At 64.5% G+C, this 14,121-nt stretch carries 19 protein-coding genes and 1 tRNA gene; 5 read left to right on the top strand and 15 right to left on the bottom strand.

Going from position 1 to position 14,121, the window contains the following annotated elements; translation table 11 throughout:
* Nucleotides 1–21 precede the first annotated feature (21 nt).
* The 9 genes from ACI6S0_RS11590 to rutB form a co-directional block, all read right to left on the bottom strand.
* Nucleotides 22–282 (bottom strand): XapX domain-containing protein, encoded by a 261-nt coding sequence (locus ACI6S0_RS11590; protein ID WP_097383020.1) that lies wholly within the window; start codon nt 280–282, stop codon nt 22–24.
* Between the two features lie 22 nt (nt 283–304).
* Nucleotides 305–1,141, bottom strand: coding sequence for an alpha/beta fold hydrolase (locus tag ACI6S0_RS11585; RefSeq protein ID WP_434405886.1), 837 nt, complete (start codon nt 1,139–1,141; stop codon nt 305–307).
* Between the two features lie 94 nt (nt 1,142–1,235).
* A complete protein-coding gene (locus tag ACI6S0_RS11580) occupies nt 1,236–1,895 on the bottom strand; it encodes a hydrolase (protein ID WP_010338169.1) in 660 nt (219 codons plus the stop codon).
* A 230-nt stretch (nt 1,896–2,125) separates the two neighbouring features.
* Complete coding sequence (locus ACI6S0_RS11575; protein ID WP_052076695.1) at nt 2,126–2,788, bottom strand: response regulator; 663 nt, start codon at nt 2,786–2,788, stop codon at nt 2,126–2,128.
* Between the two features lie 50 nt (nt 2,789–2,838).
* Nucleotides 2,839–3,429: a M17 family peptidase N-terminal domain-containing protein gene (locus ACI6S0_RS11570; RefSeq protein ID WP_069338305.1), complete on the bottom strand. Its 591-nt coding sequence runs from the start codon at nt 3,427–3,429 to the stop codon at nt 2,839–2,841.
* A gap of 191 nt (nt 3,430–3,620) precedes the next feature.
* Nucleotides 3,621–4,715, bottom strand: a complete 1,095-nt coding sequence (rutA, locus tag ACI6S0_RS11565; RefSeq protein WP_434405885.1) for a pyrimidine utilization protein A — start codon at nt 4,713–4,715, stop codon at nt 3,621–3,623.
* A gap of 4 nt (nt 4,716–4,719) precedes the next feature.
* On the bottom strand, nt 4,720–5,502 hold the full coding sequence (rutD, locus tag ACI6S0_RS11560) for a pyrimidine utilization protein D (RefSeq protein WP_434405884.1): 783 nt from the start codon (nt 5,500–5,502) through the stop codon (nt 4,720–4,722).
* Complete coding sequence (rutC, locus tag ACI6S0_RS11555) at nt 5,495–5,878, bottom strand: pyrimidine utilization protein C (protein ID WP_048937548.1); 384 nt, start codon at nt 5,876–5,878, stop codon at nt 5,495–5,497. Before rutC ends, rutD begins: the two co-directional genes overlap by 8 nt.
* Entirely contained in the window at nt 5,878–6,660 is a 783-nt protein-coding gene (rutB, locus tag ACI6S0_RS11550; RefSeq protein ID WP_434405883.1) for a pyrimidine utilization protein B, read from the bottom strand. Before rutB ends, rutC begins: the two co-directional genes overlap by 1 nt.
* 78 nt (nt 6,661–6,738) lie before the next feature.
* On the opposite strand from rutB, the gene ACI6S0_RS11545 reads away from it, so the two are divergent.
* From ACI6S0_RS11545 to ACI6S0_RS11525, 5 genes are all read left to right on the top strand, one after another.
* The gene (locus tag ACI6S0_RS11545) at nt 6,739–6,960 is read left to right on the top strand and encodes a hypothetical protein (protein WP_434405882.1); all 222 of its coding nucleotides are present in this window, start codon (nt 6,739–6,741) and stop codon (nt 6,958–6,960) included.
* 189 nt (nt 6,961–7,149) lie between these two features.
* Complete coding sequence (locus ACI6S0_RS11540; protein WP_434405881.1) at nt 7,150–8,034, top strand: LysR family transcriptional regulator; 885 nt, start codon at nt 7,150–7,152, stop codon at nt 8,032–8,034.
* A 127-nt stretch (nt 8,035–8,161) separates the two neighbouring features.
* Nucleotides 8,162–9,133, top strand: coding sequence for an alpha/beta fold hydrolase (locus ACI6S0_RS11535; protein WP_434405934.1), 972 nt, complete (start codon nt 8,162–8,164; stop codon nt 9,131–9,133).
* 61 nt (nt 9,134–9,194) lie between these two features.
* A complete protein-coding gene (locus ACI6S0_RS11530; RefSeq protein ID WP_169860255.1) occupies nt 9,195–9,824 on the top strand; it encodes a pyridoxamine 5'-phosphate oxidase family protein in 630 nt (209 codons plus the stop codon).
* The gene (locus ACI6S0_RS11525; protein WP_169863232.1) at nt 9,824–10,294 is read left to right on the top strand and encodes a DUF1348 family protein; all 471 of its coding nucleotides are present in this window, start codon (nt 9,824–9,826) and stop codon (nt 10,292–10,294) included. Before ACI6S0_RS11530 ends, ACI6S0_RS11525 begins: the two co-directional genes overlap by 1 nt.
* A gap of 74 nt (nt 10,295–10,368) precedes the next feature.
* Here ACI6S0_RS11525 and ACI6S0_RS11520 read toward each other — a convergent pair.
* From ACI6S0_RS11520 to cyoC, 6 genes are all read right to left on the bottom strand, one after another.
* Nucleotides 10,369–10,442 (bottom strand) — tRNA-Gly (locus ACI6S0_RS11520).
* Between the two features lie 64 nt (nt 10,443–10,506).
* Nucleotides 10,507–11,040, bottom strand: a complete 534-nt coding sequence (locus ACI6S0_RS11515; RefSeq protein WP_010338178.1) for a response regulator transcription factor — start codon at nt 11,038–11,040, stop codon at nt 10,507–10,509.
* On the bottom strand, nt 11,030–12,364 hold the full coding sequence (locus ACI6S0_RS11510; protein WP_048937550.1) for an ATP-binding protein: 1,335 nt from the start codon (nt 12,362–12,364) through the stop codon (nt 11,030–11,032). The genes ACI6S0_RS11515 and ACI6S0_RS11510 overlap by 11 nt, the downstream gene beginning before the upstream one ends.
* Nucleotides 12,361–13,086 (bottom strand): SURF1 family protein, encoded by a 726-nt coding sequence (locus ACI6S0_RS11505; RefSeq protein ID WP_434405880.1) that lies wholly within the window; start codon nt 13,084–13,086, stop codon nt 12,361–12,363. Before ACI6S0_RS11505 ends, ACI6S0_RS11510 begins: the two co-directional genes overlap by 4 nt.
* Nucleotides 13,083–13,499: a cytochrome o ubiquinol oxidase subunit IV gene (gene cyoD / locus ACI6S0_RS11500; protein WP_017499771.1), complete on the bottom strand. Its 417-nt coding sequence runs from the start codon at nt 13,497–13,499 to the stop codon at nt 13,083–13,085. The genes ACI6S0_RS11505 and cyoD overlap by 4 nt, the downstream gene beginning before the upstream one ends.
* Nucleotides 13,496–14,119 carry a cytochrome o ubiquinol oxidase subunit III gene (gene cyoC, locus ACI6S0_RS11495; RefSeq protein ID WP_004207842.1) on the bottom strand — a complete coding sequence of 208 codons (624 nt, stop codon included), beginning with the start codon at nt 14,117–14,119 and terminating at the stop codon, nt 13,496–13,498. The genes cyoD and cyoC overlap by 4 nt, the downstream gene beginning before the upstream one ends.
* Between the last annotated feature and the right edge of the window lie 2 nt (nt 14,120–14,121).

Genomic DNA, 14,121 nt, shown 5'->3' with positions numbered 1-14,121 from the left:
CCATGGCGTCGCGGCGGGTAATCACGCGTCGCCCTTTTGATTGTCGGCCCGATTGTTCGGGAGCGTGCCCAGTACATGGTCGCGGCATTCGTTGCGCACGAAGCGGGTCAGTTCATGGGCATCGGCCCAGCGCCTGGCGATCGGCACGATCTGTTCGCCGACCAATATGCCTAGCAGGCCTATCAGGGCCACTACCGGGGGCGCGGGCGAGCGCACCCCCAGCAGCGAATAGACGATGCCGACCAGGAGACCGGCGCCGAGGGAGAGAAGATAGACTTTCATCGCCGGTCTCCTGCGTCTGCGATCAGGACTGGATGAAGGCGAGGATGTCGGCGTTCAGCACGTCGGCATTCACCGTCAGCATGCCGTGCGAATAGCCCTCGTAAATCTTGAGGGTCGCATTAGGCAGGATCTGCGCCTGCAGCACGCCGGCATTCTTGTAGGGCACGACCTGGTCGTCATCGCCATGCAGCACCAGGGTCGGCACGGTGATCGCGGTCAGATCGTCGGTCTGGTCGGTTTCGGAGAAGGCCTTGATGCCTTCATAATGGGCCTTGGCGCTGCCCATCATGCCCTGGCGCCACCAATTGTCGATGACGGCCGGCTTCACGTCCGCACCGTCGCGGTTGAAGCCGTAGAAGGGGCCGGCGGCGACATCGTGGAAGAATTGCGCACGGTTGGCGGCGAGGCCGGCGCGCAGCCCGTCGAACACGTCCATGGGCAGGCCGCCGGGATAACGGTCGGTCTTCAGCATGATCGGCGGCACCGAACTGACCAGCACGGCCTTGGCCACGCGGCCTTCGGGCAGGCCATGGCGGGCGACATAGGCGGCCACTTCGCCGCCGCCGGTCGAATGACCGATATGGATGGCGTTCCTGAGGTCGAGATGGCGGGCGACGGCGGCGGCGTCGGCGGCATAATGGGCCATGTCATGGCCTTCGCTCACCTGGGCCGAGCGGCCATGGCCGCGACGGTCATGGGCGACGACGCGATAGCCCTTCGACAGGAAGAACAGCATCTGCGCGTCCCAGTCGTCCGACGACAGCGGCCAGCCATGGTGGAACATGATGGGCTGGGCGTCCTTTGGACCCCAGTCCTTGAAGAAGATGTCGACGCCGTCATCCGTGGTCACGAAGCTCATGGGGATTTCCTTTGCTCGGGTGGGGAAAGGGGAGAGGGGAAAGGGCCGGCGGTGCATGGGAAGAGGGGGAGACACCGCCGGTCCCTGGCGCAGGTCAGTGGCCGCCTTCGGAGGCGCCGAACATGGCCTTCGCATATTTGATGCCCAGGCCGTATGCGCCGCCAAATTCCTTGGCGATGCCGGTGGTGGACTCATAGGTTTCGGTGCGCGCCCAGTCGCGTTGCAGTTCCAGCATGTACTGGAGCGAGGTCATCGGCTTGGCGCCGAGCTGGATCATGCGCTGCACGGCGCGCTCATGCGCTTCCTCGCTGATGTCGCCACAGGCGTCGGCGATGAAATAGACGTCGAAGCCCTGGTCGATCGCGGAGGCGACCGGGCCGACGATGCAGACGCTGGTCCACAGGCCGGCGAAGATGATCCGCTCCTTGCCGATGCGGTTCACTTCCTCGATCACGGCGGCATCTTCCCAGGTGTTCATGCTGGTGCGGTCGAGCAGGGGCTGGCCGGGGAAGGCGTCGGTGATCTCGCTGAACATCGGCCCCGAAAAGCTCTTTTCGGCCACGGTGGTCAGGATGGTCGACACGCCGAACGACTTGGCGGCGCGGCTGATCAGGGCGGCATTGTTGCGCAGCAGTTCCGGCGCGATCGACTTGGTGGCGAAGGCCATTTGCGACTGGAAGTCGATCAGGACCAAAGTGTGGTCGGTCGGCGAGATGAGGGACTTGCCCGGCGTCGGCGTGGCGGTGATCGTCATGGGTCGGCTCCTTGGTTTCGAGCAGTCGTCGCTGCTGTGAAGACAGTGTTAGCCGGCGTGCCTGGTCCGAAATATCCAGATAAAATGCACCGGCTTGTTCTAAAAAATAGAAATGGTCAGTCACTGGCCTGACGCGCGCGATCATAGCTGTCCGTCGCCGCCCGATCTTGGATCAGGCTGACATGTTAGCGATCATTCCGATACAAAGGGGGCGCTCGCGCGCCGTGTCGTCAGAGGTCGATCAGTCCGCGCTTGATCGCCAGCGTCACCGCATGGGTGCGATCGGTCGCGTCGAGCTTCGAGAAGATCGACTTCATATGGCCCTTCACCGTCTCTTCGCTGATATCGAGTCGCGCCGCGACCTGCTTGTTGCTGTTGCCCCAGGCCGCCAGCGAAAGCACCGCGATCTCGCGCTCGGTCAGCGGGTCTTCCAGCACATGCAGGGCGATCGCGGTGGCGACGGTGGCGTCGAGATGCTTGCCGCCCAGATGCACGGACCGGATCGCGTCGAGCAACTGCTTGCGCAGGCTGGCCTTGAGCAGATAGCCCATCGCCCCTGCGCGCAGCGCCTTGATCGCGCGGCCATCGCCCGAATAGGTGGTCAGCACGATGATCCGGGCGTCGGGATGGATGGCCCGGATCGCGGCGATCGCGTCGAGCCCCGGCATTTCCGCCATCTGCAGGTCCATCAGCACGATGTCGGGGCGCAACCGCGCATATTCCTCTACCGCGCGCCGGCCATTGTCGGCCTCGCCGACGATCCGCATATCGGCCTGGGTCGCCAGCATCGCCCGCACGCCCTCGCGCAGCAGCGCATGATCGTCCACCACCAGGATCGATATGGGGGTGATCGCAGGCTGCATGTCGTGGCTGTGGATCGGACCGGGCTGCATCGCGCCAGAGTGGCGTGTTCCGCTTCCCAAGTCCATGCGATAGTCGTGCCTCATCGCGGCGCGGCCGGCCATTGTGCGATGATCGTGCCCAGCACGTCGGCGGCGCTGTCGGGCTGGTCGAAGGTCCAGTTCAGGCCGGCGAACCGGCCGGGAGTGGGACCGGGAGAGAGATAGGCGTCCAGCGCCGTCAGCACGCCGGCCATCATCGCACGGGCGGCGGCGCGTTGCGCGACCTTCGTTGCCGCCGGATCGAGCAGCCGCAGCAGGCAGGCGATCGAACAGCTGTCGAGCCGGAGCGCCGCGCGCATCGCCACGGCGGCCAGCCGGCCCAGCCGTTCGGCATCCAGATCGTCGATTTCCCCCATGCCCACGATCATCAGCGACCGGCAGCGCACCGGCGGCGGCGGGCTGGACAGGATCATCGTCTCGCCGAACCTGCCGTCGAACAGGCCGCCCGCGCGCAATTGCGACAAGGTGCCTGACAGGGCGGCGTCGAGCGCGCAGGCGCCAGGATCGATCCGGCTCGTGGCGGACAGGACCGGCATGCCGACGATCAGCAGATCGACATCGCTCGCGATCGCATCGACCGGCCCGGCGCGGAAGCGGACGGTGCGATATGTGCCGACGATCGGCGCATCCATGCTCGCCACCCTGTTGATCCTCCCGCCATGACGCAGCCATGCGGGTCGGCGTCTCCTTGGGTCACGCTAGAGGGACATGGCGCCCGCGTCGTGGCCAGGGCGCGCGGGATTTGGACAATCATGCGGAATTGCCGTGGTAGGAAAGGGGGGGGCGTGCATCCAGGCATCCCGGCTGCCAACGGCTTTGGTGATTAACTTCTGTGGGAAGATCGGGAATGTCGGTCGCTTTCGGCGCGGCTCTTCATCAGCGGCTGGATGCGGGTGCCGAAGGCTTCCACGCCTTCCAGGAAATCGTCGAAGGTCAGCAGCACGCCGCCGGTATTGGGCACCTGCGCCATTTCGTCCAGCATTCGTGCCACGCTGGCATAGCTGCCGACCAGCGTGCCCATATTGATGTTCACGGCCCCTTCAGGCGCGGCCAGCTGGCGCACATTGGTGTCGATGTTGACGGTGTCCTTCGCGCCCTGATCGGCCAGCCAGGCGATCGCCTCGATATCGACCCCGTCATTATAGCTTTGCCACTTGGCCATGGCTTCCTCGTCCGTCTCCGCCGCGATCACCATGACCAGCACGAAGACCGACACGGTGCGGCCGGTCCGTGCCGTGAATTTCGCAAGCCGGTCATTGTTGAAGGCGAAGGCGGTCGGCGTATTGACGCCCTTGCCCAGGCAAAAGGCATAGTCCGCCCATTTGGCCGAGAAGGCCAGGCCCGCGTCCGATGAGCCGGCGCAGATGATCTTCATGTCCGCCTGCGGCTGGGGCCGGACCAGGCAGTCGTCCATCTGGTAATATTGCCCCTTGAAGTCCGATCGGCCGGTCTCCCACAATTCCCGAAGCACGCGGGCATATTCGTCGAGCACATCATAGCGATTGCGGAAATGCTCGTCCCCCGGCCAAAGCCCCATCTGGGTATATTCGGGCGGCTGCCAGCCGGTGATGAGGTTCAGCCCGAAGCGGCCATGGCTGATGGAGTCGATGGTGTTGGCCATGCGCGCGGCGAAGGCGGGCGGGATGATGAGGGTGGGGCAGGTGGCGAAGATCTTGATCCGGTCCGTCACCGCCGCAAGGCCGGCCATCAGCGTGAAGCTTTCGAGGCCATATTCCCAGAATTGCGTCTTGCCGCCGAAACCGCGCAGCTTGATCATCGAAAGCAGGAAATCCAGACCATGTTTCTCGGCGCGCTGGGCGATTTCCTTGTTGAGGTCGAAGCTCGGCAGATATTGCGGGGCGTTCTCGCTGATCAGCCAGCCATTATTGTTGATGGGAACGAAAACGCCGACCTGCATGGCTTCAACTCCTGAGGAAGGGGAGGACGAGGCGATGGAAAGCATCCGGGTCGGTCACGTTGCAGGCGTGACCACCCCAATCGAAGCTGGCAGTCCTGGCCCATGCGATCGGCGCCGCGACATCGAGGGCGCTGGCATGGGGGACGAGGAAATCGTCGCGGGTGGCGATGGCCAGCACCTTGGCGACGGCCGTCAGGTCGAGCAGGTGCGGGCTATAGGCCTGTACGGCGGCGATCCGCTTTTCCATCGTCGCCGCGCCGGGGAAGGTGGCGAGATGATGCGCCAGTTCAGCCTTCAGCGCATCGTCATGAGCCGTGATCCAGTCCGGCGGGAACAGGAACAGCGGTTGCGCCCGCAGGAACGCCTCGACGCCGGCATGGCGCAACAGGGCCAGCCGCGTTTCGAAGCAGCGGCGGGTATGGGGTGACAGCGTCCGCCAGCCGTTGATGACGATTAGGCTGTCGAGCCGTGTGGTGGCGATCGCCAGTTCCATGCCGATCGCGCCGCCCAGCGCATGGCCGATGAAATGCGCGCTGCCGATGCCCAGCGCATTCATCAGGACGATGACGTCGCCCGCCATATCCTCGACCGAGGTGGTTTCGGGCAATGTCCGGTCGCTGCGGCCGGTGCCGCGATGGTCATAGGCAATGACGTGGAAATGCTCGGCCAGCGCCGGGATGTTCGGCGCCCAATAGCTGGCCGATCCGCCAAGCCCGCTCGACAGGATCAGCGGCGGGGCGTCCGCGCGCCCATGGGTTTCATAATAGAGGCCGGCGGCCTCAGCCAAGATGCGCGACCGAGGCGATCTCGACCAGGCAATCGGGCTTCACCAGATCGCACCTGATGCAGTAGCGCGCCGGCTTGTCGCCGGGAAAATATTCGGCATAGACGGCGTTGAAGGCCGCGTAATCGTCCAGATCCTTGAGGAAGATATGGTTCATGGCGATGTCGGCCATGGTGCCGCCGGCTGCCTCGACCGTGATCCTGATGACGTCCAGCACATGGCGGGTCTGCGCGGCGGCGTCGCCGACATGCAGAACCGTGCCGCCTTCGCCCAGCGCCAGCACGCCCGAGACATAGACCGTATTCCCGGCCCTGGCGCCCGCCGAATAGGGGGCGATCGGCGTCGGGAACTGGGGCGGGTTGATCGGTTCGAAGGGCATCAGATCTCCTTGGGCGGAAGCTGGCCGACGGCGGTGCGGAAATCGGCGACATTGCTCACCCAGCCGAAGAATTTCTCGACATTGTAGAGACTTGCCTCGCGGATGAAGTCCGGCCCCAGATGATGCACCGCATCTTCCAGCAGCACGCCAAAATATTCGAGATGGAAACCGTCGCGCAGGGTCGATTCCACGCAGACATTGGTGGCGATGCCGGTGAAGACCAGGGTGCGGATGCAGCGCGCGCGCAGCACGCTATCCAGTTGCGAGTTGAAGAAGGCGGAATAGCGCGGCTTGTGGACGCGCAGGTCGTCCTCGCGCGGCGCCAGCGCCTCCACCAGTTCATAGTCCCATCCGCCGCGCGCCAGGAATTTGCCCGCCAGGTCCGGCCGCGCCCGCATCGTCTTGAGCGCATTGGACTTGTGCCAGTTGGGCGACAGCGGCGTGCCGGCCTCGGCATAGCCGCTGTCCCAGCCATTCTGCAGGAAGATCACCGGCATGCCCGCGGCCCGCGCCACATCGACGACCTCCGCGATCCGGGGGATCACACCCGCCGCCGGGCTGACGTCGAAGCCGGCCTCGTCGACATAGCCGCCCTTGCTGGCATAGGCATTCTGCATGTCGACGACGATCAGCGCCGTCGTCGCGGCATCGATCCGGATTGCTTCGGGTCGGGCCGGCAGCACCACGCAGGGACCGGAACGGGACGGGGCGGGATCGACGATGGCTTCGCTCACCGGCGCAGGATTGAGCAGATGCACCCAATGGTCAAGCGCGGCCGTCATGGCGCGGTTGATCCCGTGCAATGACGGCCGTCGTAACATAGGAGGGGGCGGCATAGAGGCCGCGAGGATCTTCGGCCAGTGCCTGCCTCTTTCCATGACGCTGACGCGGCTGGCATGGCGCCATCGGGCTTGTTCCTGCTTGTCGCATCGATGTCGCTTGGTCTTGCGGCCAGCGTCGCGCAGCAACTGGTTCCATTGGCTGCGCATCTGTCCCCGCCGGAAAAGCGCAGTGCATCGGTCAGCACGGTGATGTCCGGATTGCTGGTCGGCATCCTGCTCAGCCCTACCCTCGCGGGGTGATCGCGGCCCATTGGGGCTGGCGCGGATATTGCCGCGGTTGCCGCATAGGGACGGCCTGTCCTATCCCGTGCTGGCGGCGCCGCTGGCCGACCGCTTCCCGCAGGAAGATTGACCGGCGCATGGGGTTCTGCGCATTTTTTTCGGCCGAAGCGATGATGAAGGGGGATGGTGTTGGACCGCTGGCAGGCCATGAAGATATTCGTTCGCGTGGCGGAAACCGGCGGTTTTGCCGAAGCCGCGCGGCAATTGCATCTGAGCCCGCCGGCGGTCACGCGCGCGATCTCCGCGCTGGAGGAGGAGATCGGCGTGCGCCTGCTCACGCGGACGACGCGATCGGTGAAACTGACCGAGGCGGGCCGTGGCTATCTGGACGATTGCCGCCGGATATTGGCCGACATGGCGGATGCGGACGCGGCGGCGGCGGGCGCCCATGGCAATCCCACCGGCACGCTGATCGTCACGGGATCGGTGATCTTCGGCCAGATGTACGTGCTGCCGATCCTGCTCGACTATCTGGATCGCTTTCCCGCGGTGACCGGGCGCAGCCTGTTCGTCGACCGGCTTGTCAACATCGTCGAGGAGGGCATCGATGTCGCCATCCGGATCGGTCATCTGCCGGATTCGGGCCTCAGCGCCATTCGGGTCGGGACGGTGCGGCGGGTCATCTGTGGCGCGCCGGCCTATTTCGAGCAGCATGTCATGCCCCGGACCCCGGCCGACCTTGTCCATCATCGCATCATCGGCCCGACCGGGGCATGGGCCTCCCCCGAATGGCATTTCGGGCCGGAGGGCCGGAGCAGCGTCACCGTCCACCCCCAACTTTTCTGCAACACCAATGAAGCGGCGATCGCCGCTGCCGAGCAGGGCTGGGGGCTGACCCGCGTGCTGTCCTATCAGGTCGAGCCGGCACTGGCGGCCGGGCGGCTGGTCACGGTTCTGGACGAGCATATGGAAAAGCCGCTGCCGATCCATGTCATCCATGCCGAAGGGCGGCGGGCGGCGGCCAAGGTGCGCAGCTTCGTCGATCTGGCGGTCGATCGGCTGCGGGCCAATCCTCTGTTCCAGCAGGCATGACAATTATTCCATCATAAGGAATAATGACTTCCAGTTTTCCAGAATTATCAGGAATGAGGGCAAGGATTATCTCTGTCTCCAGAAGCTGAAGCCCTTGCTCAGCAACCCCAACAGGGTGGAGGACATGATGAAGAAACTGGTCATTTCGATGCTGCTGGCGACCGCCGGCATCGCTGCCTCGGCCGACGCGATCGCCGCGCCCGCCAGCGCCGTCGCCACGCAGGCTGCGGCCGCCACCGTCCATTATCGCAGCGCCACGATCGATGGCGTCAAGATGTTCTACCGCGAAGCCGGCCCCGCCGATGGCCCGGTGGTGCTGCTGCTCCACGGCTTCCCGACCTCGTCGCACATGTTCCGCAACCTGATTCCGCTGCTCGCCGACCGCTATCATGTGATCGCGCCGGACTATCCAGGCTTTGGCCAGAGCGACGCGCCCGACCATCGCCAGTTCACCTACAGCTTTGCCCATTATGCCGACATGGTCGACACGCTGATGGGCAAGATCGGCGCCCGGCGCTACGCCATGTATGTCATGGATTATGGCGCCCCGGTCGGCTACCGCCTCGCCATCAAGCATCCCGAGCGGGTCAGCGGCCTCATCATCCAGAATGGCAATGCCTATGAGGAAGGGCTGGGCGCCTTCTGGGATCCGATCAAGACCTATTGGCAGAGCGGATCGGCCAAGGATCGCGAGGCGCAGGCCTGGCTCGTCGGCCTCGACGCCACCAAATTCCAATATACCGATGGCGTGCGCGACCTGTCGCGGATCAGCCCCGACAATTGGGTGCAGGACCAGGCCTTGCTCGACCGGCCGGGCAACAAGGATATCCAGCTCGACCTGTTCTACGATTATCGCACCAATGTGCCGCTCTACCCGGCATTCCAGGCCTTCTTCCGCGAACGCAAGCCGCCGACGCTGATCGTCTGGGGCAAGAATGACAAGATCTTCCCCGAACCCGGCGCGCATCCCTACAAGCGTGACCTGCCCGACGCGGAGATGCATATTCTCGATACCGGCCATTTCGCCCTGGAAGACAAGCTGGATGAAATGGCGCCGCTGATCCGCGACTTCCTCGATCGCAAGGTCGCGGTGCGCTGAACCCCCGGCGGGGCCATGGTGATGCATGGCCCCGCAACGGACGGATGATGGGAGATAGACCATGTCCTACGGTTTTCTGGATATCGCCACCACGCCGAGCGTCCGCGCGGCGCAGGCGGAGATGGGCGCGGACGCCCATTGGGCGGCGTTCAGTGGCAATCGCGCCTTTGATCGTTTCACCGACAATGAAGCCCATTTCCTGGCGGCCCGCGACAGTTTCTACATGGCAACCGTGTCGGAGGATGGCTGGCCCTATGTCCAGCATCGCGGCGGCCCGGCCGGCTTCCTCAAGCTGGTCGACGACCGGACGCTGGCCTTTGCCGACTATCGCGGCAACCGCCAATATATCAGCACCGGTAACTTGACCGCGAACGACCGGGCCTGCCTGATCCTGATGGACTATCCCCGCCGCGCCCGGCTGAAAATCTATGTCCATGTCGAGAAGCTGGCGCTCGATGCCGATCCGGCGCTCACCGATCTTGTCATGGACAAGGATTACAAGGCGCGGGCGGAACGCATCTTCCGGCTGCGGCTGGAGGCGTTCGACTGGAATTGTCCGCAGCATATCACGCCGCGCTTCACCGAGCGCGAGATCGAACAGGCGGTCCGGCCGCTGCATGAACGGATGGCGCAACTGGAAGCCGAAAATAGGGCGCTGCAGGATCGCCTTGCCAAGATGGGAGACGCATGATGGACAATGTGAGACCGCCGCTGCCACCCTTCACCCTGGAGAGCGCGACACAGAAGGTGCGCCTGGCCGAGGATGGCTGGAACAGTCGCGATCCCGCGAGGGTCGCCATGGCCTATACGCCGCTCAGCCAGTGGCGGAACCGGGCCGAGTTCGTCAATGGCCGCTCCGCAATCATCGCCTTCCTGACGCGCAAATGGCAGCGCGAACTGGATTATCGGCTGATCAAGGAATTATGGGCCTTTGCCGACAACCGCATCGCGGTGCGCTTCGCCTATGAATGGCATGACGATAGCGGCAACTGGTTCCGCTCCTATGGCAACGAGAATTGGGAATTTGACGAGAGCGGCCTGATGCAGCGACGGCTTGCCTGCATCAATGATGCACCGATCAGCGCAGCCGACCGGAAATTCCACTGGACGCAGGGGCGCCGGCCCGACGATCATCCCGGATTGAGCGAGCTAGGGATGTAGGATTGGCCTGCAGCAATCGCATCTTCCTTGGGGCGCGCCATTTTTACACGCTATTTCAGATGCTTAGGAAAATCTGGAGCGGGTGAGGGGAATCGAACCCCCGTCGTCAGCTTGGGAAGCTGCTGCTCTACCATTGAGCTACACCCGCGTCTGGACCGGCCATGGCATGGCCATGGGGCGCGGTCAACGGGGCTTGATGGACGCGCGCGAAATTAGCCGACCTGGCGTTTCGCCAGCTTGCGGGCGAGGGTGCGGCGATGCATCCCCAGGCGCCGGGCGGTTTCGGAGATGTTGAAGTCGCAATCCTTCAGCACCTCATGGATATGTTCCCATTCCAGCGTCTTGATCGATGTCGGGCGCGGCGCCAGCGGTGCGGCGGGGTCGCCGCCCGAGCGGGCGAAGGCGGCTTCGATATCGTCGGTGTTGGAGGGTTTCGCCAGATAGTTGGTCGCGCCGAGCTTGATCGCCTCGACTGCGGTGGCAATGCTGGCAAAGCCGGTCAGCACCACGATCAGCATGTCGGGATCATGGGCGTGCAGCGTCTGGACGCAGACCAGGCCCGATTCAGGGCCGAGCTTCAGGTCGACCACGGCATAGCCGGGGCGGTTGCCCTTGAGCACCTCCTCCAGCGCGCCATGGCTGGCGGCGGTCAGCACCTCATAGCCACGCCGCTCGAACGAACGTTTGAGGGTCTTTGCAAAGGCCTCGTCATCCTCGACGATCACCAGCAGCCGTTCAGCTGTCATCTTCGCTGTCACTTTCCTCTTCCAGTGCGACCGTATCGAGCGGCAGGCGCAGCAGGATCAGCGCGCCGCCATCGGCGCCATTGCTGGCCGATACGCTGCCGCCCAGCTTGCGCACGACATTGACCACAAGGAAGAGGCCGAGGCCATGGCCTTCCTTGCCCTTGCTGGAGCGATAGGGCTTGCCGAAATCCTCCAGCATCGCCTGCGAAAAGCCGCTGCCATTGTCGCGCACCGCGATGTTGAGCGAGGCGCTGTCGCGTCCGACCAGCAGGTCGATATAGGTGGCGCCGGCCTCGCGCGCATTGTCGAGCAGATTGCCGACCGCCTGGCGGATCACCGGGTCGGCGATGATGCGCGGATAGTCATGCGGGCCGAAGTCGCAGCGCAGCGGCATGCCCGGATTGGCACGGCGCCATTCGGCCGCAATGCCCTCGATGAAGTCGCGGACATTGGTGACGGCCGGTGCCTCGCCCCGCGCCTCGCCCGAGGAAAGGAGGATGCCGGTGACGATCGCCTTGCAGCGCAGGACCGCGCTCTGCATCTCGCCCACTTCCTCGACCAGGGCGGGATGCTCGGTGATTTCGGGCATGCGGCGCCAGTCGCCCAGCACCACGGCGAGCTGGGCGAGGGGGGTGCCCAGTTCATGCGCCGCGCCCGAGGCGAGCAGGCCCATGCGGACGATATGTTCCTCTTCGGCCGCATGCTGGCGCATGCTGGCGAGATAGGCCTCGCGCGCCTGCAGGTTGCGGTTGATCCGGGTGATGAACAGCACCAGCAGCACCGCGATCATGGTGAAGCAGATCCAGGTGCCGATGATATGCAGGTCAAACAGCCGGCCCGCCAGCCGGTCGCTCAGGTCGAGCGGGCGATAGTCGAGCGCGAGCAGGCCGGCGCACAGTGCCGACACGGCGGTGATGCCCCAGGCGCTCGCCCGGTCGAGCAGCAGCACGCCAAGCGCGACCTGGAGCAGATAGAGCGAGACGAAGGGATTGGTCGCGCCGCCCGACAGATAGAGCTGGGCGGTCAGCAGCAGCACGTCGAACAGCAGCGATACCGACAGTTCGGCGCGGGTGATGTCGGTCCGGGGCCGCAGCGCCGCAAAGCTGGCGGCGTTGACCAGCACGGCGACGGCGGCGACCAGCAGCATCGGGGCAAGGGGCAGGCGCACCCCCATCAGGAACTGGACGATGAGGATCGTCACCAGCTGCCCGGCGATCGCGATCCAGCGCAGCTGGATCAGCAGCGCCATATTCTTGCGACCGGCGGCATCGGCGGGCCACTGGCTGGGCAGCCAGCGGCGCCTGACGGCTTGGGTCTCGCTCATTCGGCGCTGTCTTCTGGATCCCGACGCATGAGGAAGATGTAGGCGCCTGCGACCATCGCCGCCAGTATGAACCAGGTGATGGCATATTGGAGATGGTTGTTGGGGAAACGGACGACGGTCAGGCCGCCGACCGGCGCGGTGTCGGGCGCGCAATTGGCACCGGCATCGACGAAATAGTCCGCGACCGGCGGGGCGACATGCTGCGCGGCGGCGATCGCGGCGACATCGCGCGAATGCCAGCGGCCGGCGGCGGGATCATTGCTGCGCAGGAAACCACCCTTGGGCTCGGTTAGGCGCAGCAGGCCGACGATCTGGACCGTGCCTTGGGGGCGGCTGTAGCGGGTGCGATTGTCCTGCGGCACGAAGCCGCGATTGACCATCAGGGTGAAACCGGCGTCGGTCATCAGCGGCGTCATCACCCAGAAACCGGGACCGCGCACGGTGACGGCCTGGGTCAGCACTGCCTTGTCATGCAGGAAATGGCCCGATGCGGTGACGCGGCGATATTCGTCGTCGCTGGTAATGCTGCGGGGGGCGGGGACGGGCGCGGCATGGATGCGGGCGTCGACCCGTGCGATCAGGTCGCGCTTCCAGGCGAGGCGATAGACCTGCCAGCTGCCGAGCGCGCAAAGACCGGAAAACAGGATGAGGGCGATCAGCGTCAGGCCGATCGTAAAGCGCGGGGAGCGCCGGCGGCGCCCCCCGATCTTAGCGGATGTCACGGCATCTCGCTCATATTGTGCATCGCCGACATGTCGGCGTGCGGCATCATGTTCGCGTTGAGGTGGAACATGACCCACATCGAACCCGACAGCACGATGACGACCAGGACGATGGTCAGCATCATCGCCATGAACGACCAGCCGCCTTCGACGCGGGTGTTCATGTGCAGGAAGTAGATCATGTGGACGATCACCTGCACCGCGGCGAAGGCCATGATGACGATGCCGGTCAGCTGGGGATTGCCCAGCACGCCCGACATCACCAGCCAGAAGGGAATGGCCGTCAGGATCACCGACAGGCCAAAGCCGATCATGTAGCTGCCGAAGCTGCCATGCGATCCTTCTTCATGATGGTCATCGTGATGATCGTGCCCATGTCCGTGGGCGTCGTGGCTATGGACAGCGTCGCTCACCGCAGGACTCCCATCAGATAGACAAAGGTGAAGACGCCGATCCAGATGACGTCGAGGAAGTGCCAGAACATCGACAGGCACATCAGGCGACGCTTGTTGGCCGGGATCAGACCCTTCTTGGCCACCTGCACCATCAGCGTGATCAGCCAGATCGAACCGAAGGTGACGTGCAGGCCGTGGGTGCCGACCAGGGTGAAGAAGGCCGACAGGAAGGCCGAACGCCACGGACCCGCGCCCTCATGGATGAGGTGCGAGAATTCGTAAAGTTCGATGAACAGGAACGCCCCGCCGAACAGGAGGGTGACGAACAGCCAGCCCTGGGTGGCGCTGATCCGGTTCTTTTCCATCGCCAGCATGGCGAAGCCGTAGGTGATCGACGAGAAGAGCAGCATCGCGGTGTTGAGCGCGATGAGCGGCAGGTCGAACAGATCCTTCGGGCCGGGGCCGCCGGCGAAGCTGCCGCCGAGCACGGCATAGGTGGCGAACAGGATGGCGAAGATGAGGCAGTCGCTCATCAGGTACATCCAGAAGCCCAGCATGGTGCTGTGGCCTTCGTGGAGGTGCGGCTCCTCGGGCAAATGATATGCCCGAGGTTCCGTGGTTGCAGTTGCGCTGCTCATGT

Source organism: Sphingobium sp. DN12, from assembly GCF_051058005.1.
GTDB lineage: Bacteria > Pseudomonadota > Alphaproteobacteria > Sphingomonadales > Sphingomonadaceae > Sphingobium > Sphingobium yanoikuyae.
This window is presented reverse-complemented; position numbering and strand designations above follow the sequence as displayed.

Coding starts and splice junctions, on each gene's coding strand:
- cyoC (WP_004207842.1), bottom strand. CDS start 14,119: ATGAGCAGCGCAACTGCAACCACGGAACCTCGGGCATATCATTTGCCC.
- ACI6S0_RS11530 (WP_169860255.1), top strand. CDS start 9,195: ATGTCCTACGGTTTTCTGGATATCGCCACCACGCCGAGCGTCCGCGCG.
- rutA (WP_434405885.1), bottom strand. CDS start 4,715: ATGCAGGTCGGCGTTTTCGTTCCCATCAACAATAATGGCTGGCTGATC.
- ACI6S0_RS11535 (WP_434405934.1), top strand. CDS start 8,162: ATGAAGAAACTGGTCATTTCGATGCTGCTGGCGACCGCCGGCATCGCT.
- ACI6S0_RS11525 (WP_169863232.1), top strand. CDS start 9,824: ATGGACAATGTGAGACCGCCGCTGCCACCCTTCACCCTGGAGAGCGCG.
- ACI6S0_RS11575 (WP_052076695.1), bottom strand. CDS start 2,788: ATGCAGCCCGGTCCGATCCACAGCCACGACATGCAGCCTGCGATCACC.
- ACI6S0_RS11585 (WP_434405886.1), bottom strand. CDS start 1,141: ATGAGCTTCGTGACCACGGATGACGGCGTCGACATCTTCTTCAAGGAC.
- rutC (WP_048937548.1), bottom strand. CDS start 5,878: ATGCCCTTCGAACCGATCAACCCGCCCCAGTTCCCGACGCCGATCGCC.
- ACI6S0_RS11590 (WP_097383020.1), bottom strand. CDS start 282: ATGAAAGTCTATCTTCTCTCCCTCGGCGCCGGTCTCCTGGTCGGCATC.
- ACI6S0_RS11540 (WP_434405881.1), top strand. CDS start 7,150: ATGAAGATATTCGTTCGCGTGGCGGAAACCGGCGGTTTTGCCGAAGCC.
- ACI6S0_RS11580 (WP_010338169.1), bottom strand. CDS start 1,895: ATGACGATCACCGCCACGCCGACGCCGGGCAAGTCCCTCATCTCGCCG.
- ACI6S0_RS11515 (WP_010338178.1), bottom strand. CDS start 11,040: ATGACAGCTGAACGGCTGCTGGTGATCGTCGAGGATGACGAGGCCTTT.
- ACI6S0_RS11510 (WP_048937550.1), bottom strand. CDS start 12,364: ATGAGCGAGACCCAAGCCGTCAGGCGCCGCTGGCTGCCCAGCCAGTGG.
- ACI6S0_RS11570 (WP_069338305.1), bottom strand. CDS start 3,429: ATGGATGCGCCGATCGTCGGCACATATCGCACCGTCCGCTTCCGCGCC.
- rutB (WP_434405883.1), bottom strand. CDS start 6,660: ATGACGGCCGCGCTTGACCATTGGGTGCATCTGCTCAATCCTGCGCCG.